Consider the following 21854-nt stretch of genomic DNA (forward strand, 5'->3'; position numbering starts at 1 on the left):
GGCGGAGAGTTTCATGGCAAAGAAAGCGGAAAAGGCTCCTGCCGAGGAAGTCGCCCTGGACGGCGAGGCCCCCAAGAAGTCCAAGAAGAAGCTGTTCATCATGATCGGCCTCATTGTGGTGCTGCTTGGCGTGCTCGGCGGCGGCGGATTCTTTGGCTATAAGTGGTGGATGGGCAAGAAGGCCGCGGCCGGATCGGACAACGCCACCGAGCAGAAGGCCGAGGAAGGCCATGGCGGAGAGAAGAAGGACGACAAGGGCGGCCATGGCGACAAGAAGGACGAGAAGGGTGGCGCTGGCGCTGCGGCCGTGGAGGGCGCGGGCGAGCTGGTGAGCATCCCGCCGCTTTTGGTCAACCTGGCGGAGCCGCAGGGCCGCAGGTACCTCAAGCTAGCGCTCGATATCGAGGTCAAGGACAAGGCCGCGGCCGACCAGTTGAACAAGAGCATGCCGAAGGTCAAGGACTCGTTGCTTTTGCTGCTTTCCAGCAAGACGTATGAGGACCTGGGGAGCCTGGAGAACAAGATTCTGCTCAAGAAGGAGATCGTGGAGCGCCTGACGCTTGTCCTTGGCGAACAGAAGGTGTTGCGCGTATATATCACGGAGATTGTGATTCAGTAGCTGCGGAGCGTGTTCGCGGGTGGTTGCGCAGTTGCGCCTGCACGGGATTTGCAGTACGTGCTGCAAAGACCCGCGGCGTTTCCCCGTGACCCTGCGGGCCGAACCTACAGCCCAACAGAGAGGTCAGCATGGCCGACGACAAAGACCAGGACAAACTCGCCGAGGAATGGGCCAACGCCCTGCTGGAGCAGGAGCCTGCGGCCGACGGCGCTGCGCCTGCTTCTTCCGATGAGGCTTTGGCTGACGAGTGGGCCAAGGCCCTGGCCACCCAGGAGGCCGATGACGTCAAAAAGGACAAGGAACAGTCCTTCCTGCGCACCCAGACGCACGAGCCCGAGTTCCGCGACATGACGGCCGAGCACAAGGCCCAGCGTCAGAATCCCGGCACCAAACGCGATCTGGACTTCATCCTCGACATCCCCCTGGAGGTCTCGGCCGAGCTTGGCCGCACGCGCCTGCTGATCAATGAGCTTCTGCAGCTTGGCCAGGGCTCCGTGGTGGAGCTGAACAAGCTGGCTGGCGAGCCCATGGAGATTTTCGTCAACGGCAAGCTTGTCGCCCGTGGCGAGGCCGTGGTCATCAACGAGAAGTTCGGCATCCGCCTGACGGACATCATCAGCCCCATCGAGAGGGTGAAGCAGCTTGCCTGATCAGCTATTTTTTGACATCGTAAAGATGGTTGTGGCGCTCGCGTGCATCGTGGGCCTCATTTATGGCGTGGTGTTCGTGCTCAAGCGCCTGCTGCCCGGCGCCATCCGCTCCGGGGCGGAGCGTGTGGACCTGCAGGTGCTGGGGCAGCTCAACGTCGGTTCCCGCCAGCGTGTGGCGGTAATCCGCGTGCAGGAGCGGACCCTCGTGGTCGGCATCACCGAGGGGTCCATCAACACCCTGGCCGAATTGACCCCGGCCCAGCCCGCCGCACAGAAGGAAGCCGATGATCCGAAAATCTTCGCCGATCTCCTCACCTTGCGGAAGGACGGCGCAGCCGCTCAGCGCAATGGTTCCGGCAAGCCTGCCGCTGCTGCGCAGCCTGCGGGAGACTCCTTGTCCTTCCGCCCCCTTGGCGGCGAAAGAAAGCCCGTGCGCACCGACGACCCCGGTGAAGGTCCGAGCCTCTTCGCTCCTGGCGAACGTCCTCCGCGCTAGCCTTCCGGGCCTCCTCGTCCTCTTTCTGTTCGTGCTGCTGCCCGCGTTCGCGCAGGCGGCTTCCAGCGGCCCGGCCAACGCCACGGTCACGCAGGTTCCTTCGCTCACCATGCAGCTTTCCGCGGGCCAGTCCGAGCCGGGCAAGGTGGCCGTGGCCCTGGAACTGATGTTCCTGTTCACGGTGCTGACCATCGCGCCGAGCATCGTGCTGACCATGACCAGCTACACGCGCATCATCATCGTATTCCACTTCCTGCGGCAGGCCATGGGCACCCCGCAGATGCCGCCTTCGCAGATCATGGCCTCCCTGGCCCTGTTCATGACCATCATCATCATGGGCCCGGTGATCAAGAACGTGAACGAGCAGGCCCTGCAACCTTACATGGAGGAGAAGATCGGCTTCAAGGAGGCCATGGACAAGGCCCAGGTGCCCATCCGCGAGTTCCTGTTCAAGCACACCCGCGAGAAGGACCTGTCCATCTTCTATTCCATCTCCAAGGAAGAGCGCCCGGCCAACAAGGAGCAGGTGTCCACCATCATGCTCGTGGCGGCCTATACCATCAGCGAGCTCAAGACCGGCTTCTCCATCGGCTTCCTCATCTACATTCCGTTCCTCATCCTGGACATGGTGGTGGCCAGCATCCTGCTCTCCATGGGCATGATGATGCTGCCGCCAGCGACAGTGGCCCTGCCCTTCAAGATCCTGTTGTTCATTCTGGTTGACGGCTGGAGCCTGCTCATCGGCTCCCTGGTCAACTCCTTTGCCTGACGGGGCGCGCCGTGGCCATTACCCCTGAATTCGTCGTCGGCTTCGCGCGCGAGGCCATGGAACTCACCCTGGTGATCTGCCTGCCCATGATGGGCGTGGGGCTCATCGTGGGCGTGGCCATCAGCATTTTTCAGGCCGCGACGCAGATCCAGGATGCGACGCTTTCCCTTGTGCCCAAGCTCATCGCCATGTTCATTGCGCTTATTTTGGCCTTTCCATGGATCATGGACAAGATGATAACCTACACGACGAACCTGCTTCTGAACCTGCCCACCTACATACGCTGACGTCCTTTCTCCTCCCACGCTGAGGCGGATTTCCGGGCTCCTTGCAAAAGCCTTGCGCCCAGGCTAGACAGACCCTGCGCAAATCGCGCCAGGACATCTTTTGATGCAAAGCACCACCACTTCGCCCCTGTATGATTCCCTGCGCCGCAGCCCTGGACGCTGGGTTTTTCTTCTTGTTTTCGGCTCCTTGCTGCTGCGGCTATGGTTCGTGGGCACGGGGCAGCTTGGCCTGGTGCAGGACGAGGCCCAGTACTGGGATTGGACCCGGCACCTTCAGCTGACCTATTATTCCAAGGGTCCGCTCATCGCCTGGATCATCTGGGCGTGCACGGCCGTGTTCGGCAACACCGAGCTTGGCGTCCGCATGGGCTCCATCCTGGGGGCTGCAGTGTTCCCGGCCCTGGTGTGGCTGCTTGTGGGCAAGGTCTGGAAGCGCCCGGTCATGGCCGTGCTGGCCGTGTTCATCATCACCATTTCGCCCCTGTTCCAGGCCCTGGGCATCCTCATGACCACGGACAACCCCTTTGTTGTCTGCTGGACCGTGGCGATGCTGGCCCTGTATGCCGCCACCACGCCGGACGAGCAGGGCGCCGAACGCGGCCTGTGGCCCTTTGCACTGTTGGCCCTGGCCTACGGCGTGGGCATTCTGGCCAAGTACACCATGCTCGGCGTGGCCGGCCTGGCCGTGATTTACGGCTATATTTTGCAGCGCCAGCATGCTTTGCCCCCGCGCTTCTGGCCCAGGATCGTGCTGGCTCTGGGCATTGGCGTGTGCCTGGGCTTTTTGCCCACCTTCATTTGGAACATGCAGAACGGCTTTGTGGGCTACAAGCATGTGCTGCACCTCATCGGCGTGTCCGGCGAGGGCAGCAAGACCCTGTTCCGCATCTCCCGCGTGCCGGAGTATGTGGGCGCGCAGGTGGGCTTCGCCCTGCCGTGGTGGTTCTGGTTCATGCTGGTGGCCGGCTGGCGCGCGGCCCTGCGCTGCTGGCGGCCCGCGCCTGCGGCGTCCGCCGACCCGTCGCCGCTCTCCCTGCAGCAGTCGGCCTTGCTGGCCGTGTTCTTCTGGCCCATGACGCTGTTCTTCCTGGCCTGGAGCTTCCACACCAAGGTGCTGGCCAACTGGAATACCGTGAGCTTCGTGGCCGGGTGCCTGCTCTGTGGAGCGGAGCTGGAGCGTTTGCTGCGCCTCGGCGTGTCGCGCCGGGGCCTGTTCTGGCTCAAGACCGGGGCTTGGGCCAGCGTGGGGCTCATGCTGCTGATCCACCTGCACCAGCTGCTGCCCATTCCGCCCAGCCTGAATCCGGCCCACCGCCTCAAGGGCTGGGACGACCTGGGCCGCCACATGCGCAACGTGGCCGATACGCGCTTCCCTGATCCGTCCCGTGTTTTTTTCATGAGCGATGTGTATGACATCACCGCTGAGTTGGCTTTTTACGTGCCGGGCCAGCCGCAGGCCTATTGCCTGTGGTGGGACGGACGGCGTATGAATCAGTATGACCTTTGGGGCGGTCCCAAGGACAAGCTCGGCTGGGACGCCGTACTTGTTCTGCGCGGTGACGCCCCCGGGCAGCCTCCCGTGGTCACGGAAATGTTCGAACGCGTGGCCGGGCCGTACCGACATGTTGCGAGCTTTCGCGGAGAACCCGTGCGACCGTTCTATTATTACCTCTGCACGGGCTACAAGGGCTTTTGGCCGCTCCGGGATACTGGCGCCTTCTAAAGCCGGAGAACGTGCCGTAAACGGCCTCCTGCGGAGAAGCCTCGGCTGGCCGCGCCAATGCTTGCTTCTCAGACGTCAGGCTCGGAATTTTGTGATGCTTTGATGTGCAGCAATGACATTCGTTGACATTCTTTGACAACGGGTGCATACAGCTGTACATCGGTGTCCTATGATAGACACAGATGTGCCCGCGCCGGACGGGGGAGGGCTTCTCCCCAGGCTGCTGACCATACGGGAAGTGGCCGACATCCTGCGCATTCATTACCGCACCGCCTACAGGTTGGTGAAGGATGGCGCCATCGGGGCCATCCGGGTGGGCACGCAGTGGCGGGTCACGGAAGACGCCCTGCATGAATACGTGGCGCGCGGCTGGAGGCATTGGAAGCCGGAACCGGCCCGCAACAGGCCCAGGCAGTGCAAGCTGCCGTTATGAAGACAAGGCCCCAGGAGAGCGCATGAACCGCACGCCGCAGATTGATCAGAACATCGGACCCCGCCCCGTTTCCCTGCCCAACGACTTCGGCAATCCCATCGGCCTCACCGGCACCATGGTGGCCGAGGACATCCACTTCAGCACCGCAACCGGGCTGCTGACCGTGGAGAAGCTCTACAAGAGCGTCGAGGGCAAAGTGGGCTACGGCATCATCGCCGCCTCGGGGGAGAGCAGGGAGCGCCGCGCCTACCTGCTGGACGAGCAGGGCGACACCGTGCTGGCCGACAACGGCAGCTATGTTGTGGAACTCCCTGTCAACGACATGTTCGAATTTCTGGCCATGGCCCTGCAGGCCGAGGACGCCCGCCAGGCCATCGGCGAGCACATGCTCATGCGCCCGGCTGTGAACGAAGACTAATTCAGGCTGCATACGCCCTAAAAAAAAGACGCCCGGCGAACCGGGCGTCTTTTTTTTGCGTCTCGTGTTGGCGGCTAGCTTTTGGGGCCAGGGCAGGGCGATCCGGGCAGGTCGTGCACGCTCATTGATTCCTGCCCCGTGGATTCGAGCACCGCGCGCCAGTAATCGGCCTCGATGTTCAGCTTCTTGCGGGCCATGGTCACCAGCTCCAGGGGCACGTGCACGTAGCGCGACTGCAACAGGCTGACCACCATGCCGGTCTTGCCGGCCATGGCGGCGTGCACGGCGTTCTGGCCCAGGAAGCCGCAGTACACGCGGTCGTTGGCGTTGGCCGGTACGGAGCGGATGATGTAGCTCGGGTCGATGAACTTGATTGTGTGCTCCAGGTCCTTGGCCTTGAAGTGCTCCTTGATGCGCGCGATCAAGAGCGAGCAGATGTCGCAGAGCACGGGATTGCCGGAGGCGTCTGTGCGGCCGCTGGCCTCGCACAGGTGCTGGCCCGCGCCCTCGGCCACCACGATGACCGCGTGGTGCCGCTCGCGCAGGCGTTTTTCCAGCTGGTTCAGCAGGCCGTCGGGCCCGTCCAGGGAGAAGGGATTCTCCGGCACGAGGACGAAATTGACTTCCTTCAGCGCCAGGGTGGCCTGGGCGGCGATGAAGCCGGATTCGCGGCCCATGAGCTTCACGACCCCAATGCCGTTGTAGACGCCCACGGCTTCCACGTGCGCACAGGCGATGGCCTCCGTGGCTTTCTCCACGGCCGTGTCGAAGCCGAAGCTCTTGCCCACGAAGTTGATGTCGTTGTCGATGGTTTTGGGGATGCCGATGACCGCGATGCGCGAGTTGCGCGCCCGGATCTCCTTCACGATGTTGGCTGCGGCCTTCATGGTGCCGTCGCCGCCGATCATGAACAGCACGCCCACGTTCATGCGCTCAAGGGCATCCACAATCTCGTCTGCAGGCTGCGGACCACGGGAGGAACCCAGCTCCGTTCCGCCGAACACGTGAAAATTGCTCACGTTGTGCGGGGTCAGCTCCACGATGTCGTGGCCATATTTAGGGATGAAGCCTTGCAGACCGTAGCGGATGCCGATGACCGAGGCCACGCGGTAGTGGTGGTAGGCATCCATGACGATGGCCCGGATGACGTCGTTGATGCCCGGGCACAACCCGCCACAGGTGACGATGGCGCACTTGACCTTGGAGGAGTCGAAATACAGCTTGCCGCGCGGGCCGGCCTTTTCAAAGCACATGGGCTGGCCGGAGTTGGCCGCAAGGTCTGCTTCCTCTTCCGTCAGGCGGAGCTCCAGGGTCTCCTCCTGCCCGATGAAGCGGCAGTAGTTCAGGGGCGAGGGAATCTTGGCGACGCCCAGGGTCTGGATGGCGCAATCCAGCGTGGATTTCTTGGCTGCGGCTTTGGACATGGCGTTTCCTCCGGTATTCTCGGGTGTTCGACAGTTTGTCCTACCCAATTCGCCGGGCCGCGTAAACCATGCAGACGGCTTTTCCGCGTCCGCCCCTGTGACTAGCCCATTCCCGGCAGGGGAGCGATGGGCGGGGCAGGGCGCTCCTGCACGGCCTGGCGCAGGCCTTCAAGGGTTGGCGTGGCCGCGCCCACCTGGGCCACCACGATGCCTGCGGCGTGATTGGCCAGCACCGCAGCATCCAGCAGTTCGGCCCCGGCGGCCAGGGCCAGCGCCAGGGTGGCGATGACCGTGTCGCCCGCGCCAGTGACGTCGAAGACGTCGCGCGCGAAAGTGGGGATGTGCCGGGCCTTGTCGCGGCCCTCGAACAGGGCCATGCCCTGTGGCCCGAGGGTGATGAGCAGGTCGCGGCAGTTCAGGCGCTGAAACAGGGCCTGACCCACCGTGGCCGGGCCGTTGGGCCACACGCAGGGCAGCCCTGCGCCTTCTCCCGCCTCTTTGGCATTGGGGGTAAGGATGTCCACGTCGTGGTACAGGTCGTAGTTTTGCGGCTTGGGGTCCACCAGGATGCGCGGGCGGCGGCCGTCCGACCCCTTGAGCGCCCGCAGAGCGTCCATGATCGGCCTGGTGACCACGCCCTTGCCGTAGTCTGAAACAATAACGATGTCATGGTGTTGGCCGTGCCTGGCGATGTACTCCAGCAACTCACCAACGACTGCCGGGGACAAGGCTTCGCTGTTTTCGCGATCAACCCTGACGATCTGCTGATTCTGGGCGATGATCCGGGTCTTGCGCGTTGTGCGGCGGCGATCATCGTGAACGAGCACCGTGTCCACGGCGTTGGTGGCGAGGATCCCCGACAGGGTCTCGCCATCGCGATCATTGCCGATCACGCCGAGCATGGTGGCGTGGCCGCCCAGAGCGTTGATGTTCAGCGCAACGTTGCCCGCGCCGCCAAGCACGTATTCTTCGCTGATCACCTCAACCACGGGCACTGGCGCCTCAGGCGAGATCCGCGTGACCGCCCCGAACGTGTAGTGATCAAGCATGACGTCGCCGACGATCATCACGCGTTTGCCTGCGAGATTTGCGAGCAGACCTGTAAGATTGGGTGTGATCATGTGTCCTCTAAACGCTGCTTCCGCTCACGTTGCGGCATGCATTACATCTGTGATATTATGGTTTTGCCTGTGGTGATGATCTGATGATTGACGCGATCACGCCATGGCTAGGCCGAGTTTGCGAGCCAGTTCCGAAAGCTGTTCTGCTGACTGGTAATGTACCGAGAGCACGCCGCGTTCCACGCTTCCCGTGAGCTTCACCGTTTCGCCCAGCACTTCCGCCAGCTGCCCCTGGATGTTCACCAGGGCTTCGTCCTGCACCTTGGTGCCGCGTACGCCTCTGGGTGCCTTGCCGCGCGGCTTCTCGCTTCCGTACAACTCTTCCGGGTCCGCCATACGCCCGTTTTCTTTAAAGAAGCTGGCCTCGGCCTCAGCCTGGCGCACGGAGAGGTTGAAGCCCTTGATGCGTTCGTACAGGCCGTGCCCGGCGTCCGCATCCACGGACATGATGGCGCGGCCATGGCCTGCGGTGAGCACGCCGGTCTGAATGTCGGCCTGGATGTCCTCGGGTAGGTTGAGCAGGCGCAGTGAATTGGCCAGGGCGGAGCGGCTCTTGCCAACCTGCCGGGCCAGTTCCTCTTGGCTCAGACCGAAATCCTTCAGCAGCTGCTGGAAGCCACGCGCCTCTTCGATGGCGTTCAGGTCGGCGCGCTGCAAATTCTCGATGAGCGCGATGGCCAGGGTTTCCATGTCCGTGAGGGAGCGGACCAAGGCCGGAATTTCCGTCAGTCCGGCCATCTTTGAGGCGCGCATGCGGCGTTCGCCCGCGACCAGTTCATACGGGGTCGCTTCGCCCGTCACCGGACGCACCAGGACAGGCTGCAACACGCCCTGGCTCTTGATGGAATTGCAGAGATCCTGCAGCGCTTCGGGATCGAACTCCTTGCGCGGCTGATGCGGATTCGGGCGGATAGAGGCGATGGGCAGATGCTTCACCTCCGCCGTGTTCACCGATTCCGGCTTGATGCTGCCGAGCAGCGCATCTAATCCTCGACCCAAACCGCGTTGACCTATGGCCATTGATACCCTCCAAATCGATTCAGCCCTGTGTCGCGATTGCGTTCTTGCCAGGTTCGCCCCTGGGCACTATAACACGCCATCCCTTCACCTACGGAGCTGCCATGATTTCAAAAACTGACGACTTTCAGGAACTCTTCGATGCCTCGGGTAAGCCCCTTGGCGCATTGCTTGGCCCGGACGCCTGGGCCCTGGTGCGTGAAACCGTGCTTGCGCACTTCGCTCCGCAAACCGCGCCTGCGGTTGAGGAGCCCATCCAGGACTGGCGCGATCTCGTCCAGTTCTGGGACTTCAACTATCCGGTGGACCATGACGTGACCTGTGAATTGTGCGGCAACAGCACCAACGCCTGGGAACTGGACGAGCCGCGCAAGTTCATGCTCACTGCGGCCAACCTGGGCGGGCTGGTGGCCTTCCGCTGCCAGAGCTGCCAGGCCAAGATCCTCAAGCGCCATTTCAAAGATTGCGTCAAAACCGAAGCGAAGCCCTTTATGCCTGAAAAGTCCATCCGCAACTTGGGCCGCGGCAAATAATAGCCACGGCCTTTGGGCCTTCTAGTCGCGCACTTTGCAGCGCACCACTTCCTGGGCCAGTGCCATGTAGGCCTCGGCCCCGCTGGAGCGGATGTCGTAGGTGATGACCGGCTTGCCAAAGCTCGGCGCCTCGGAAAGCCGCACATTCCTTGGAATAATGACCTCGAACAGGTGCTGGGGCAGGGCCTTGCGCACCTCGTTTTTCACCTGCCAGGACAATTTGTTGCGCTGATCATACATGGTGAGCACCACGCCCAGGACTTTGAGCTCTGGGTTCAAGCGCTTCTTCACCAACTCATAGGTCATAAGAAGCTGCGACAGGCCTTCCAGCGCGTAGTACTCGCACTGCAGCGGCACCAGAAGCTCACGCGCCGCGCACAGGGCATTCACTGTCAGAATGCCAAGCGAGGGCGGGCAGTCGATGAGGATGAAGTCGTATTCGTCCTCAACCGCCGCCAGAAGATCGCGCACATAATACTCTCGCCCCAGCTTGTCCGCCAGTTCGATCTCCGCGCCGACCAAGTCCTGCGTGCCGGGCAGCAGGGAGAGATACGGAATCGCCGTTTCTACGATGGAGCGGCGCACATTGTCCGGGTCGAACAGCGCCGTGTAAATGTTGGCCCGGTCATCACCGGGGTAGAAGCCCAGACCGCTTGAAGCGTTGCCCTGGGGATCGCAATCCACCAGCAGCACGCGCTTCTCCATGACGGCCAGGGAAGCGCCAAGATTCACGGCGGTTGTGGTTTTACCCACGCCACCCTTCTGATTCGCTACGACAATTCTGCGTGCCACAGAGCCTCCAAGGTCATGCGATCTCCCGGCGTTTCACGTGAAACATTTGCCTTTGGGGCGTGTTTCACGTGAAACAGCACGGGTTGATTTTCAGACTATGTCGAGGTCAGCCCAAAATCAAGTCGTTGGTGGGGTGAGGTGGAAAAAACTACACCTTGAAGTAGCCGCGGTACCACTCGACAAAGCGGGAGATGCCCGTTTCGATGCTGGTGGCGGGCTTGAAGCCCACATCGCGGACAAGGTCGTCCACGTTGGCCTCGGTGGCGGGCACGTCGCCCATCTGCATGGGCAGGTATTCCTTGATGGCCTTCTTGCCCAGGCATTCCTCAAGAACTTCGATGTAGCGGGAGAGCTCAACAACGTTGTTGTTGCCGATGTTGTACAGGCGATAGGGGGCGGGGCTGGTGGCCGGGTCGGGCTTGGCGCCGCTCCAGTCCGGGTTCGGCTCGGCCGTGTGCTGGGCAACGCGCACAACGCCCTCGATGATGTCATCAATGTAGGTGAAGTCGCGGCGCATCTTGCCGTGGTTGAAGACCTTGATGGGCTCGCCCGCGATGATGGCTTTGGTGAACAGGAAGAGCGCCATGTCCGGGCGGCCCCAGGGGCCATACACGGTGAAGAAGCGCAGGCCCGTGGTGGGCACGCCGTACAGATGGCTGTAGGTGTGGGCCATGAGCTCGTTGGACTTCTTGGTGGCCGCGTAAAGGCTCATGGGGTGGTCCACATTGTCGTGCACGGAGAGCGGCATGGTGGTGTTCAGGCCGTAAACGGAGCTGGACGACGCGTAGGCCAGGTGCTCGACCTTGTTGTGGCGGCAGCCTTCCAGGATGTTCAGGAAGCCTACCACGTTGGAGTCAATGTAGGCGCGCGGGTTCTCGATGCTGTAGCGCACGCCCGCCTGCGCAGCCAGGTTGACCACGTGGGTGAAGCCCTGCTCGGCGAAGAGCTTCTTCATGCCTTCGTTGTCGGCCAGATCGAGCTTCACGAAGGTGAACTTCGGCTCGGGCTTCAGGATCTCCAGACGGGAAAGTTTGACTTCGACGGAGTAATAGTCGTTCAGGTTGTCCAGACCGACAACTTCGTGGCCCATGGACAGCAGACGGCGGGACAGGTGAAACCCGATGAAGCCGGCCGCACCGGTGACAAGTACCTTCATGGCGTTAATCCTTGGTTGCGGGTGAATGAGAAGATGGCAGCTTTACCTGCCCAGCGGATCAAAGGCAAGTTTAGTCGATGGCAAGGCCCTTCACGTGGGAAAGGGCCTGATGCAGCTCGTGGGGCAGGAGTGAGACGAGGCTCTCCGGCGCAGGCGCGGCGTGGAGCAGAACCTCTTTGTCCTCTTGTGGGAACAGGGTGCGTGCGCGCTCAAAGGGGCCGGGGCCAAAGCAGAGCACGTGGCGGATGCCGAAGTGGCGCACTCCGGCGGCGAAGATGTCGGACGCGAACAGCGTGCCGGGTTCGACCCCTGCGGGGAAAGTAATGGGCCAGAACAGAGTAGTTCCCTGCGGCCAGGCCAGGTAAGCCAGAATGGTCTGGAAAAGTTTGCGACGAGCCGGATCGGCAGCTCCGGCAACATCGTCGGCCAGGGCGGCATAGGTGATGATCACGCGCGGGGTGGAGCGCACGCGCCCAGCCAGAACGCTCCAGGGCGCGGGCCAGACAACCGGCTCGATGGCGGCGGATTCCATGGGCACGGATGCGGTGCCAGGAGCGGCGGCAGCAGCCTGGTCAACCAGCGCTTGTTCGGGCGTGGCGGGGGCTACGGGCTCGTCAAAGGACGAGTCCGCGCCCTCGGGCAGGTACAGGTGCGCCAGGCCCGCCACAGACCAGGGGCGCAGCCGTTCCGCCAAGTCTACAGATGCTGCAAAAGATCCCATATGCGCCAGGCGACCTCGGTTTTGGGAAGTTCCGGCCACTGTTCACTGCGTCCGGAGCGGTCCAGCACGCTGACGGTATTGGTGGCCGAGTCGAAGCCGCTGCCGGGCACGCCCACGCGGTTGGCCACGATGAGGTCGAGATTTTTCTCGGCAAGCTTGAGCCGCGCCTGACCTTGCAGATCGTCCGTCTCGGCCGCGAAGCCGATGAGCAACTGGCCATCGCGCTTTGCCGCGCCAAGGCTGCGCAGGATGTCCGGGTTGGGTTCGAGCGTGATCATCAGATCATCGCCCAGGTCGCGTTTTTTGAGCTTGTGGTCCTGGCCCGTGGCCGGGGGCAGGGGACGAAAGTCGCACACGGCCGCCGTGCAGCAGGCGATGTCAGCCTTGGGCCACAGCGCGGTTGCGGCGTCGAGCATCTCGCGCGCGCTGGTGATGCGCGTGACGCTGATGCCAGGAGGAAAATCATAGGCCGTGGGTCCGGCGACAACCTGCACCTCGGCCCCGCGCAGCCAGGCGGCCACGGCCAGGCACGCGCCCATGAGGCCGCTGGAGGGATTCGAAAGATAACGCACCGCGTCCCAAGCCTCGCGCGTGGGGCCAAGGGTGACGAGGACGGTCTTGCCTGCCAGATCCTTGGGCGAGAGGGCGCGCAACACCTCGGCGAAAATGTGCTCCACTGGGGCAAGGCGTCCGGTTCCGGTATCGCCGCAGGCCACGTTGCCGCAGGCCGGGCCCACGCCGATGGCGCCGCGTCCCAGTAGGGTGCGCCAGTTGGCCTGCGTGGCCGGAGCGGCCCACATGGCCGGGTTCATGGCCGGGGCGAGGATGAGCGGCCCGCGGAAGGCCAGGCCCTGGGTGGAAAGCATGTCGTCGGCAAGGCCGTGGGCGAGCTTGGCCAGGATGTTGGCCGTGGCCGGGGCGATGACGAGCGCTGCGGAGGCGCGACCTGGCGTCAGGTGGGCGAAGGGGTCGCCTGTCTCCGCCTCGGCGAACAGGACCGTGTCCACGGTTTGCGCGCCCAGGGCGCGGTAGCTCTCCGCCCCGATGAAGCGCTGGCCCGAGGCGGTCAAGGTCACGCCCACGGCGATCTGGGAGTCGACAAGCAGGCGCAGGAGCTCCAGGCTCTTGTAGGCCGCGATGCTGCCTGTGACGCCCAGATGCACGCGCCTGCCCAAAAAGCAGGGAAAGCGCAGGTGCTCTGTGCTCAATTGATGTCCTTCTCGGAGAAGCTGCTCTTGTTCGGGGCCGGGGGCGCGGGAACGCCGCGGGTGCTGCCGGTGCGGCTGCTGCTGCTGCGCACGGCGGGCGCGGAGGAACCGACCTTGTACTCCAGGGCGAAGACCGTGGCCTTGGCCTTGAAGCCGTCCACCAACTCGATGATAGCCGCCTTGTTGGCCTTTTCGAAGATCAGGATGCTCTTCTTCGAGCGCACGGCCGAGACCTTGCGCCAGCCGTCCTTAACCATGTTGTTCTGGAAAAAGTTGATGAGGTCGTCGTACACCACGCGACCCTCGAAGTTCTGGATGCCGGCCTTGAACTGCTGCGTGTCGAAGGAGAAATCGTCGCTGGCGGTGTGTTCCATGCCGTTGGGCACCAGGATGTCGTCGAAGAGATAGTAGTAGTTCGGATTGTCATAGGTCTCGGCCTGGCCGGAAGACGCGGGGCCGGCTTCGCTGGTGGCGCGGGTGTTGTTCATGCCGGAGCAGCCGGCAAGGGACACAGCCAAGGCCAATGCGAGAGAAGGGCCGACAAGAAATTTGAAGGGTGCGGACTTCATGGGGCGTTTCCTCATGGTTGTGGCATGAATGGTGGCGCGACGAGTCGCATTCGTCGGCTGTGTATCCGATATGGGAAAAAATCTCAACGCGGCGGGCGTGGCCAGAACTGGCCGGACGTTCCTACAGCAGGCCCTGGCGGCGCAGCAGATCTTCAAGGCGTTCGCGGTCTTCGCGCAGGCGGCGCAGCTCGACTTCCTGGGCGGCCACCCGGGCCTTCAGGTCGGCATTGTCGCTGGTGAGGGTCAGACTGATCTCCTCCATCACCGCGAGTTTGGGCTCGATGTTCTTGAGACGCTCGGACAGGCGGTCCACCTGAGCGGACACGTCGGCCTGCTCGCGCTTGGCCACGCGCTTCAGGTTGCGCGCCAGAAGCACAAAGCCGTTTTTGAGCTTGGTGATGTCGGTCTGGTGGGTGTCCAGGCTGGTTTTCTGCTCGGCCAGCTTTTCAAGCGCGTCGGAGAAGTGGGTGATGGAGTTGGACAAAGCCTCGGACAAGGCGTCGGAGAGGACCTCGGCCAGGTTGTCCGGCAGATCGTGGACCACGGCGGGCAGGGCGATGGGCTCGCTGGCCGGTCCGACCTCGATGGTGCGGGGAAACTCCCTGCGCAAAATATCCTCAATTTCCGAAGTGATGCGGCCTTCAGTGTACAGCTCGCCGATGCGTTGGAACACGACAACGGCGTGTTCAGGGTAGCGGGTCATGCGGCCCAGGCGGCGACCGGAAAGAAAGTCCTTGAACAGGGCTGCGTAGCGCCGGGCCGTAGGCGCGGGAATGCCGGTGAGTTTCGCGATGTCGCTCAGTGCCAACAGTTCCATGTCCGGTGCATACCAGGATCAGGCTGAAGATCAAGGAAAAACTGGCGTCCTTCGTGGGTTTGTGGCGTTGATCGCCACCTGCGCGCCAGATCATCACCACGCGCGCCGAATGCTCACGTGCGGGCGGGGCTTGCCATCAGCGCGGGATTGGGTACCATCAGCCAACCATGCACACGAGCGCCCCCCGACCCCAGCACGAGGCCCCGGACGAGTCCGGCATCCCTGAAGCCTTCCGTCTGAGCAGCTACGCCTATGAACTGCCGGAAAGTCAGATCGCCCGCCGCCCGGCGGAGCGGCGCGATGCCTCGCGCCTGCTGTTCCTGGACCGCCAGACCGAAGCGCCGCGGGCGGATGAGTTCGCCAATTTACCGGAGCTTTTGGCCGCGAAGTTTCCGCAAGGCGGGCTACTCATCGCCAACAATACCCGCGTGTTCCCGGCGCGCATCTATGGCCGCAGGGCCACGGGCGGACGCGTGGAGCTGCTGCTCTTGACCCCCTTGCCGCTGCTTCACGTGAAACCTTTGCCCGATGGACGGCAAAGCGCCGAGGCCGAGGGCCTGGTGCGCACGGCCAAGCGCATGAAAGAGGGCGAGACGGCATTGTTCGACGCGCCGCAGGGCATGGCCTTCAGCGTCACGCTCCTTGAGCGCGGCGAGTACGGCCGCTGCCGTCTGCGCCTGGAATGGCAGGGTGACATTGGTGTGATATTAAATGAAATCGGGCACATGCCATTGCCTCCATATCTGGAGCGCGAGGACGACGCCGCGGACCGCGAACGCTACCAGACCACCTACGCCAACGCCGCCAAGGCGGGCAGCGTGGCCGCGCCCACAGCCGGGCTGCACTTCACGCCCGAGGTGCGCGGGCGTCTGGAGGCCAGGGGCTTCAAGTGGGCCGAGGTGACGCTCTACGTGGGCTACGGCACCTTCAGCCCGGTGCGCGCGGCGGATATCCGCACCCATGAGATGCACAAGGAATATGTGGAGGTGCCGGAGGAAACTGCCGCCGCCATTCGCGAGGCCAAGGCGGCTGGGCTTCCGGTCATCGCCGTGGGCACCACCAGCGCCCGCAGCCTGGAGGGCATGTTCGCCGCGCAGGGGCGCGTGGCCTCCTTTGCCGGGGAGACGGGCATCTACATCTATCCTGGCCGAAACTTCAATGTTGTGGACGCGCTCATCACCAATTTTCATTTGCCAGAGTCAAGCCTCCTGATTATGGTTTCGGCCCTGGTGGGCCGTGAACGCATCATGGCCGCCTATGCTTTGGCGCTCGCCCAGGGCTTCCGTTTTTTCTCCTACGGCGACGCCATGCTCATCGTGTGACCACATCGATTCTGAAAAAGCCGCTGGCGCGTACCGCCTGTGCGGCGAAGGGGTGTTCAATGTCCCGCATCACCGTATCGGAAGAGCGCTGCAAAGGGTGCCTGCTGTGCACCCAGGTCTGCCCGGTGGAGATCATCCGGCAGAGCGAGCGCATCAACCAGCACGGCTACAAGGTTGCCGAGGTCCCTGCCGAAAGCATGGACAAGTGCACCGGCTGCGCGTCCTGCGCCACCATCTGCCCGGACGTGGCCATCGAAGTCTGGCGCGGCAAGAAGCCTAAAAAGGCAGCATAGGAGGGCGCATGGCAGGCAAAAAGGAACGTCTTTTCGTCAAGGGCAACGAGGCCATCGCCATGGGCGCGCTGGCGGCCGGGTGCAAGTGCTTCTTCGGCTACCCCATCACCCCGCAGAACGACATCCCGGAATTCATGAGCAAGGCCATCATCGAGGCCGGGGGCGAGTTCGTCCAGGCCGAGAGCGAAGTGGCGGCGGCGAACATGCTGCTGGGCGCGGGCGCCTGCGGCATCCGCGCCATGACCAGCTCGTCTTCGCCCGGCATGAGCCTCAAGCAGGAGGCCATCAGCTACATGGCCGGCAGCGAAGTGCCCGCCGTGCTGGTGAACATGAACCGCGGCGGGCCGGGCCTGGGCGACATCGGCCCCAGCCAGGGCGACTATTTCCAGTCCACGCGCGGCGGCGGCCACGGCGACTACCGCCTGCTGGTGCTTGCGCCCTCCAGCGCGCAGGAAGCCTACGACATGACTTATGACGCCTTTGACCTGGCGTTCGCCTCGCGCAATCCGGTGCTCATCCTGGGCGACGCTATCATCGGCCAGATGAAGGAGCCCATCACCCCGCGCGAGCCCAAAAAGGTCGACCCCGAGGAAGGGGCGGACTGGCGGCTCATCGGCGCGCCTTCTTCCGGCAAGGGCAAGCGCGACCACCGCATCATCAAGTCGCTCTTCCTCATGGACGGCGAGCTGGCCGGGCAGAACATGAAGCTGCAGGCCAAGTACGACGCCTGGAAAAAGCTGGTGGATTTCGAGACTTTTGAGGTGAAGGACGCCGAACTGGTGGTGGTGGCCTTCGGGTCCATCGGGCGCATCGCCAAGAACGCGGTGCGCGCCCTGCGCGCCAAGGGCAAAAAGGTGGGCCTGTTCCGGCCCAAGACCCTGTACCCCTTCCCGGAAAAGGCGCTGGAAAAGCTGGCCAAAGAAGGCAAGCGCTTCCTGACCATTGAGCACAACCTGGGGCAGATGGTGGAGGACGTGCGCCTTTCCGTGCGCAAATACGCCGACTCTGATCTGTTCTGCGTCTACCCCGGCAACATGCCGAGCCCGGATGACTTCGAAGCGCCCATCCTGCGCGCCCTGGGGAGGAAATAGCATGACCAAGGCACAAAAAACCGCGCCCCAGGCCAAGGTGAACCAGGCGGGCGAAGAGCTGGTGTTCACCCGCCCGGCCTCCATGGTGGACCGCGCCACCCACTACTGCCCGGGCTGCCACCACGGCATCGCCCACCGCATGGTGGCCGAGCTCTTGGACGAGCTGGGCCTGAAGGAAAACACCATCGCGGTGACGGCCATCGGCTGCTCCGTGTTCCTGTACAACTACATCGACGTGGACTCTGTGGAGGCCCCGCACGGCCGCGCCCCGGCCGTGGCCACCGGCGTGAAGCGCGCCCGGCCCGACAAGTTCGTGTTCACCTACCAGGGCGACGGCGACCTGGCGTCCATCGGCATGGCCGAGATCATGCACGCTGCGAACCGCGGCGAGCGCATGAGCGTGGTCTTCGTCAACAACACGGTTTACGGCATGACCGGCGGGCAGATGGCCCCGACCACGCTCATCGGCCAGAAGACCACCACCTGCCCCGGCGGCCGCTGCAAGGACCGCGAGGGCTCGCCCATCCGCATGAGCGAGATCATCGCCCAGCTGGGCGGCGTGGCCTTTTGCGCGCGCGGCAGCCTGGATTCGGTCAAGAACATCCGCCAGGCCAAGAAGTACATGCGCCAGGCCTTCGAGGTGCAGACCAAGGGCCTGGGCTTCGGCTTCGTGGAGCTTCTGGCGGGCTGCCCCACCAACTGGCGCATGACGCCGCTTGCGGCCAACAAGCGCATCACCGACGAGATGATCCCCTACTTCCCCCTTGGCGTGTACAAGGAAGTGGACATGGACGGCACCTGCGGCTCCATGATCGCACCGGGCAATGAGGGAGGCAAATAATGAAGCGCTACATCGACGTCATCATGGCCGGTTTCGGCGGGCAGGGCGTGCTCTTGATCGGCAACCTGCTGGCCTACGCGGGCATGAAGGAAAAGCTGAACGTCACCTACATCCCGGTCTACGGGGTGGAGATGCGCGGCGGCACGGCCAACTGCACCGTGGTGCTTTCCGAGGATGAGATCGGCTCGCCCATCATCAACGCGCCCAAAAGCCTCATCGTCATGAACCGCCCGAGCCTGGACAAGTTCCAGCCCAAGCTGGCCGATGGCGGCATCCAGATCGTGAACTCCAGCCTGGTGGACCCCAAGCTGGTGGAGAAGGGCGGGCGCATCCGCACCGTGCTGGTGCCCGCCAACGAGCTGGCCGACAAGGTGGGCAACGCCCGCGCCGTGAACACCATCATGCTGGGGGCCTATGTGGCCGCAACCGGCATGGTCAAGCTGTCCACGGTGGAGGAATGCCTGAGCGCGGTCATGCCCGCCAAGATTGTGCCCCTGAACGTGACGGCCCTGCGCGAAGGCGCGGCCTACGCCCTGGAGCAGCTGAAGGCCCAGGGAGCTGCGAAGGCCCCGGCGAAGCCCGCAGCAAAGAAGCCCGCCGCCAAAGCGCTGGTCAAGCCAGCTGGGGCCAAGCCAGCTGCGGCCAAGAAGGCTGCCGCCAAAAAGGCGACGCCCCCTAAAACAGCGAAGCCCCTTAAACCGACGAAGTCGGCGGCGAAGCCGACGGCAAAGAAGAAGTAACGCGTGAAGCCAATCCCAAACAAGAAGCCCCAGGGCCAGTACGGCATCATCGGCTGGCCCCTGGGGCACACAAAGAGCCCGTTGCTGCACAACTGGGGCTTGAAGGAATCCGGCCTGCCCGGCACCTACGTTGCCTGGCCCACGGAGCCCGGCAACAAGCTCAAGGCCTTCCTGGCCGAGGTGCGCGTGCGCCGCATCAAGGGCGTCAGCGTCACCATTCCGCACAAGCAGACGGTGATTCCCTTCCTGGACGGCCTCACCGAACGGGCCAAGGCCGTGGGCGCGGTGAACACGCTGTTCTGGCGCGAAGGCAAGCTTCTGGGCGACAACACCGACGTGGACGGCATCGTGGCCCCGCTGGAGGCCCACAGAGAGGCGTTGAAGAGCGCCCTGGTGCTTGGGGCTGGCGGAGCGGCCCGCGCGGCCTGCGCGGCGCTCAAGGCCCTTAACGTGGCCGACATCGCCGTGGCCAACCACACGCCCGGCAAGGCCCTGGGCCTCGCGCGGGACTTCGGCATCCGCGCCGTGCCCTGGGACGAGCGGGCGGCTAGCGTCTGGTCGCTGATCGTGAACGCCACGCCGCTGGGCACCACGGGCGAACACGTGAACGAATCGCCCTGGCCGCAGGACGGCTTCAAAGACGTGTCCCTGGTGTTCGACATGGTCTACAATCCCGTGCGCACCCGGCTCATCCAGGACGCCCAGGCGGCAGGCGTGGCCTGCGTGTCCGGGCAGAGCATGTTCCTGCACCAGGGGCTGGCCCAGTTCGAGATCTGGACCGGTAAGCGTCTGGACGAAAAGCGCGCCCGGCAGTTGCTCATGGCCGACATGGCGCTGACAGGCGCTTAGACGAGGCCTCTGGCGGCGTTTAAAACACGTTGGGATTGCACAATAAATTGAAAGGGCGGCTGCATCTGCAACCGCCCTTTTTCTTTGCCGGAGCGACTTCTAAGCCTCTAAAGATTTACCTTGATATATCGCGATGCTCCAGTCAGCGGATGGGTGGGCACTTGCCGCAAGCCCATGCGGTTGAGGTCTTCGAGATCCTGCAATTTCGCCCAGGAGTTTGTCCATGGGCCAAATTCATAAGCAAGTTTGCCAGAAACCCGGCCGGAAAAAACGAACGCTGTCATGGTGAGATTCGCGCGGTAGAGCTTTGCCGCGCCAGTGGCGCCCGGATCGGGACGCCACGACATGCACCGTGAAAACTCGAAGGGCAGCAGGAGAATGCTGACCCCTTCAGACACCGCCTGGAGACGCAAGCCGCTCTGTTCCACCACCAGCGGCTCAAGCAGTTTTCCAGGCACCAGGCGTTGCTCCTGTGCCGGCGGCAAAGGCTCATGCAGGACGACTTCTTGCGTAAAGTCGAAGCCTGGTCTGCCCAGAACGTCCAGCGCGGCAGTCATGTCCTGAACAATATGCGTTTTGGTAGGGCTGAATTGGCCCAGGTTCGGTGAGGAAAGCTCATAAAGGCATATGGCATTGCCGTCGCCGGCAAGGGCAAGCAGTTCATCCTGGCTCGAAACCGGCCCCTGGTGGTCGATGCCTTGCGATCCGAAGTGGATGTAACGCCGTGGAATAATGCCAGGAGCGGCGAGGGGGCGCGGGCTTATGACGAAGCGCACACCGCTGGCGGAAAGAAGCGGCGCGTTCAAGCGCGAAAACCCAGTGTGGTTGTTGAGCCACGGGGAAGTGGAGGCTTGCCGGCTGTAAAGAAGATAGAACGACGAAGCCAGGGTGGCTTCATAGCCGTCTATGGTGGGAATGTCGAAAAACCAGAGGTTCGACAAGCTGTGCGTGTTGTTCAGGCCCGGGCGTGTGGACAGGAAGGTCAATCCGGCGCAATCGGCCTGCTCTCCGGCGGATGCTTCAACGTCTGTCACGGCTCCGCACATGAGCAGCGATGCGCTGCGTCCACGGAAGGCGGAACCGGGACGGAGGGCCGTTTCGAGGGCCAAGTGTTCCGTGATGGTGGTGGTCGCCAGTTGGGGCGCTGGCTTGTAACGCTTGAGGGCGAAGGCGGATACGCCTTGAACCAGCAGATAGGCCAGGGCGGCGATCAGCAGAAGGCGGGGAGGCCGGAGGAGTGCGGAACTTGTGAAGCGTGCGGAGAATGACGCCCAAGCGTCAGGGAAACGCCGTGTGACGTCGCGGAAAAGCTGGAGGAACAGATATCCGAAGAAAAGGGCATAGAACGGCGTCGTCGCGTAGTCGAGGTATATGGGATGCGGAAGGCTACGGAAATCGAAGCGTTGCGAAAGGTAGGCGGCGCCATATACGACGTGGACAAGGACATAGAAAAGAAAGGTGAATGCGACGTAACGCAGGGGCTTCTGCTGCGCTCGGGTCATCAAGAGCGCGCCGAGGACGGACAGGCCAAGCACGAATTTTGGGACAAGAGTGCCAAGAAAGCCGCACGAAACAAGGTATGGCAGCGGGGGAGAGGTAAGCATCTCGGTGTGGAACAGATAGCGCGCGCTGTAAAAAATCTTGCCCACTGTCCAAGGCAGCGGGCCGGACGCCATGACCAGCAACACTCCAAGAGTGCCTGCGCATTTCCAGCCAAGTTCCCGGCGCGACTGCGTGAGCAGCAGCAGGCAGCCTGCGCCAAGCGCCGTGGGGGGCACGGAAAGCGGGGAAAGCCCGACGGAAGTGATGACCTGCAGGGTTGAAAAAAGCACGAAGCCGCTGAGCATGAGAGCGTTGCCAAAAAAGCTGCTGGATCGGCCAAGGCACCGGAAGCTGGCCAAGGCCAGCATCACAAGCGCTGCGGAGTGGGCGAAGGGGGGCCAGACGGTGTACACAGGGCCAAGC

24 protein-coding genes and 1 pseudogene are annotated in these 21854 nt (G+C 63.3%); 15 read left to right on the forward strand and 10 right to left on the reverse strand.

Annotated elements, in window-relative coordinates; genetic code table 11:
* Positions 1–13 precede the first annotated feature (13 nt).
* The 8 genes from VN419_RS14405 (at position 14) to VN419_RS14440 (ending at position 5395) form a co-directional block, all read left to right on the forward strand.
* A complete protein-coding gene (locus VN419_RS14405) occupies positions 14–619 on the forward strand; it encodes a flagellar basal body-associated FliL family protein (protein ID WP_325647911.1) in 606 nt (201 codons plus the stop codon).
* 128 nt (positions 620–747) lie between these two features.
* Entirely contained in the window at positions 748–1269 is a 522-nt protein-coding gene (gene fliN / locus VN419_RS14410) for a flagellar motor switch protein FliN (protein ID WP_325647912.1), read from the forward strand.
* Positions 1270–1294: 25 nt separating this feature from the next.
* A complete protein-coding gene (gene fliO, locus VN419_RS14415) occupies positions 1295–1765 on the forward strand; it encodes a flagellar biosynthetic protein FliO (RefSeq protein ID WP_325647913.1) in 471 nt (156 codons plus the stop codon).
* 31 nt (positions 1766–1796) lie between these two features.
* Positions 1797–2534: a flagellar type III secretion system pore protein FliP gene (gene fliP / locus VN419_RS14420; RefSeq protein WP_414652944.1), complete on the forward strand. Its 738-nt coding sequence runs from the start codon at positions 1797–1799 to the stop codon at positions 2532–2534.
* Between the two features lie 17 nt (positions 2535–2551).
* Positions 2552–2821 (forward strand): flagellar biosynthesis protein FliQ, encoded by a 270-nt coding sequence (fliQ, locus tag VN419_RS14425; protein WP_325647933.1) that lies wholly within the window; start codon positions 2552–2554, stop codon positions 2819–2821.
* 103 nt (positions 2822–2924) lie between these two features.
* Entirely contained in the window at positions 2925–4544 is a 1620-nt protein-coding gene (locus VN419_RS14430) for an ArnT family glycosyltransferase (RefSeq protein WP_325647914.1), read from the forward strand.
* A 169-nt stretch (positions 4545–4713) separates the two neighbouring features.
* Positions 4714–4977 (forward strand): helix-turn-helix domain-containing protein, encoded by a 264-nt coding sequence (locus VN419_RS14435; protein WP_325647915.1) that lies wholly within the window; start codon positions 4714–4716, stop codon positions 4975–4977.
* 22 nt (positions 4978–4999) lie between these two features.
* Complete coding sequence (locus VN419_RS14440) at positions 5000–5395, forward strand: hypothetical protein (protein ID WP_325647916.1); 396 nt, start codon at positions 5000–5002, stop codon at positions 5393–5395.
* Positions 5396–5469: 74 nt separating this feature from the next.
* Here the strand turns inward: VN419_RS14440 and VN419_RS14445 are convergent, their stop codons facing one another.
* From VN419_RS14445 to VN419_RS14455, 3 genes are all read right to left on the reverse strand, one after another.
* On the reverse strand, positions 5470–6819 hold the full coding sequence (locus VN419_RS14445) for an ATP-dependent 6-phosphofructokinase (RefSeq protein WP_325647917.1): 1350 nt from the start codon (positions 6817–6819) through the stop codon (positions 5470–5472).
* A gap of 101 nt (positions 6820–6920) precedes the next feature.
* Positions 6921–7940, reverse strand: a complete 1020-nt coding sequence (gene rfaE1, locus VN419_RS14450; RefSeq protein ID WP_325647918.1) for a D-glycero-beta-D-manno-heptose-7-phosphate kinase — start codon at positions 7938–7940, stop codon at positions 6921–6923.
* Positions 7941–8036: 96 nt separating this feature from the next.
* Complete coding sequence (locus VN419_RS14455) at positions 8037–8960, reverse strand: ParB/RepB/Spo0J family partition protein (RefSeq protein WP_325647919.1); 924 nt, start codon at positions 8958–8960, stop codon at positions 8037–8039.
* A 101-nt stretch (positions 8961–9061) separates the two neighbouring features.
* On the opposite strand from VN419_RS14455, the gene VN419_RS14460 reads away from it, so the two are divergent.
* Positions 9062–9490, forward strand: a complete 429-nt coding sequence (locus tag VN419_RS14460; protein ID WP_325647920.1) for a hypothetical protein — start codon at positions 9062–9064, stop codon at positions 9488–9490.
* 21 nt (positions 9491–9511) lie between these two features.
* On the opposite strand, the gene VN419_RS14465 is transcribed toward VN419_RS14460, so the two are convergent.
* The 6 genes from VN419_RS14465 to VN419_RS14490 form a co-directional block, all read right to left on the reverse strand.
* Entirely contained in the window at positions 9512–10282 is a 771-nt protein-coding gene (locus VN419_RS14465; RefSeq protein WP_325647921.1) for an AAA family ATPase, read from the reverse strand.
* Positions 10283–10430: 148 nt separating this feature from the next.
* Positions 10431–11438 carry an NAD-dependent epimerase gene (locus tag VN419_RS14470; RefSeq protein ID WP_325647922.1) on the reverse strand — a complete coding sequence of 336 codons (1008 nt, stop codon included), beginning with the start codon at positions 11436–11438 and terminating at the stop codon, positions 10431–10433.
* A gap of 70 nt (positions 11439–11508) precedes the next feature.
* Positions 11509–12132, reverse strand: coding sequence for a hypothetical protein (locus VN419_RS14475; protein ID WP_325647923.1), 624 nt, complete (start codon positions 12130–12132; stop codon positions 11509–11511).
* 2 nt (positions 12133–12134) lie between these two features.
* Positions 12135–13367 carry a bifunctional phosphopantothenoylcysteine decarboxylase/phosphopantothenate--cysteine ligase CoaBC gene (gene coaBC / locus VN419_RS14480; protein WP_325647924.1) on the reverse strand — a complete coding sequence of 411 codons (1233 nt, stop codon included), beginning with the start codon at positions 13365–13367 and terminating at the stop codon, positions 12135–12137.
* Positions 13364–13936: a hypothetical protein gene (locus VN419_RS14485; RefSeq protein WP_325647925.1), complete on the reverse strand. Its 573-nt coding sequence runs from the start codon at positions 13934–13936 to the stop codon at positions 13364–13366. The genes coaBC and VN419_RS14485 overlap by 4 nt, the downstream gene beginning before the upstream one ends.
* A 121-nt stretch (positions 13937–14057) precedes the next feature.
* On the reverse strand, positions 14058–14753 hold the full coding sequence (locus VN419_RS14490; RefSeq protein WP_325647926.1) for a hypothetical protein: 696 nt from the start codon (positions 14751–14753) through the stop codon (positions 14058–14060).
* A 167-nt stretch (positions 14754–14920) separates the two neighbouring features.
* On the opposite strand from VN419_RS14490, the gene queA reads away from it, so the two are divergent.
* From queA to aroE, 6 genes and pseudogenes are all read left to right on the forward strand, one after another.
* Complete coding sequence (gene queA, locus VN419_RS14495; protein WP_325647927.1) at positions 14921–16075, forward strand: tRNA preQ1(34) S-adenosylmethionine ribosyltransferase-isomerase QueA; 1155 nt, start codon at positions 14921–14923, stop codon at positions 16073–16075.
* A gap of 59 nt (positions 16076–16134) precedes the next feature.
* A complete protein-coding gene (locus tag VN419_RS14500) occupies positions 16135–16368 on the forward strand; it encodes a 4Fe-4S binding protein (protein ID WP_325647928.1) in 234 nt (77 codons plus the stop codon).
* A gap of 8 nt (positions 16369–16376) precedes the next feature.
* Positions 16377–17459 (forward strand): 3-methyl-2-oxobutanoate dehydrogenase subunit VorB, encoded by a 1083-nt coding sequence (locus tag VN419_RS14505; RefSeq protein WP_325647929.1) that lies wholly within the window; start codon positions 16377–16379, stop codon positions 17457–17459.
* An 82-nt stretch (positions 17460–17541) separates the two neighbouring features.
* Positions 17542–18300 (forward strand): thiamine pyrophosphate-dependent enzyme, encoded by a 759-nt coding sequence (locus tag VN419_RS14510; RefSeq protein WP_325647934.1) that lies wholly within the window; start codon positions 17542–17544, stop codon positions 18298–18300.
* A pseudogene (locus VN419_RS14515) lies at positions 18300–18833 on the forward strand (2-oxoacid:acceptor oxidoreductase family protein); the annotation flags it as partial. The gene VN419_RS14510 and the pseudogene VN419_RS14515, both read left to right, overlap by 1 nt.
* A 210-nt stretch (positions 18834–19043) precedes the next feature.
* Positions 19044–19889, forward strand: a complete 846-nt coding sequence (aroE, locus tag VN419_RS14520; RefSeq protein ID WP_325647930.1) for a shikimate dehydrogenase — start codon at positions 19044–19046, stop codon at positions 19887–19889.
* A 107-nt stretch (positions 19890–19996) separates the two neighbouring features.
* Here the strand turns inward: aroE and VN419_RS14525 are convergent.
* A partial coding sequence (locus VN419_RS14525) for a hypothetical protein (RefSeq protein ID WP_325647931.1) occupies positions 19997–21854 on the reverse strand: 1858 nt, incomplete at its 5' end.

This window comes from Humidesulfovibrio sp. (genome assembly GCF_035560995.1).
In the GTDB taxonomy this organism is placed as follows: Bacteria; Desulfobacterota; Desulfovibrionia; order Desulfovibrionales; family Desulfovibrionaceae; genus Humidesulfovibrio.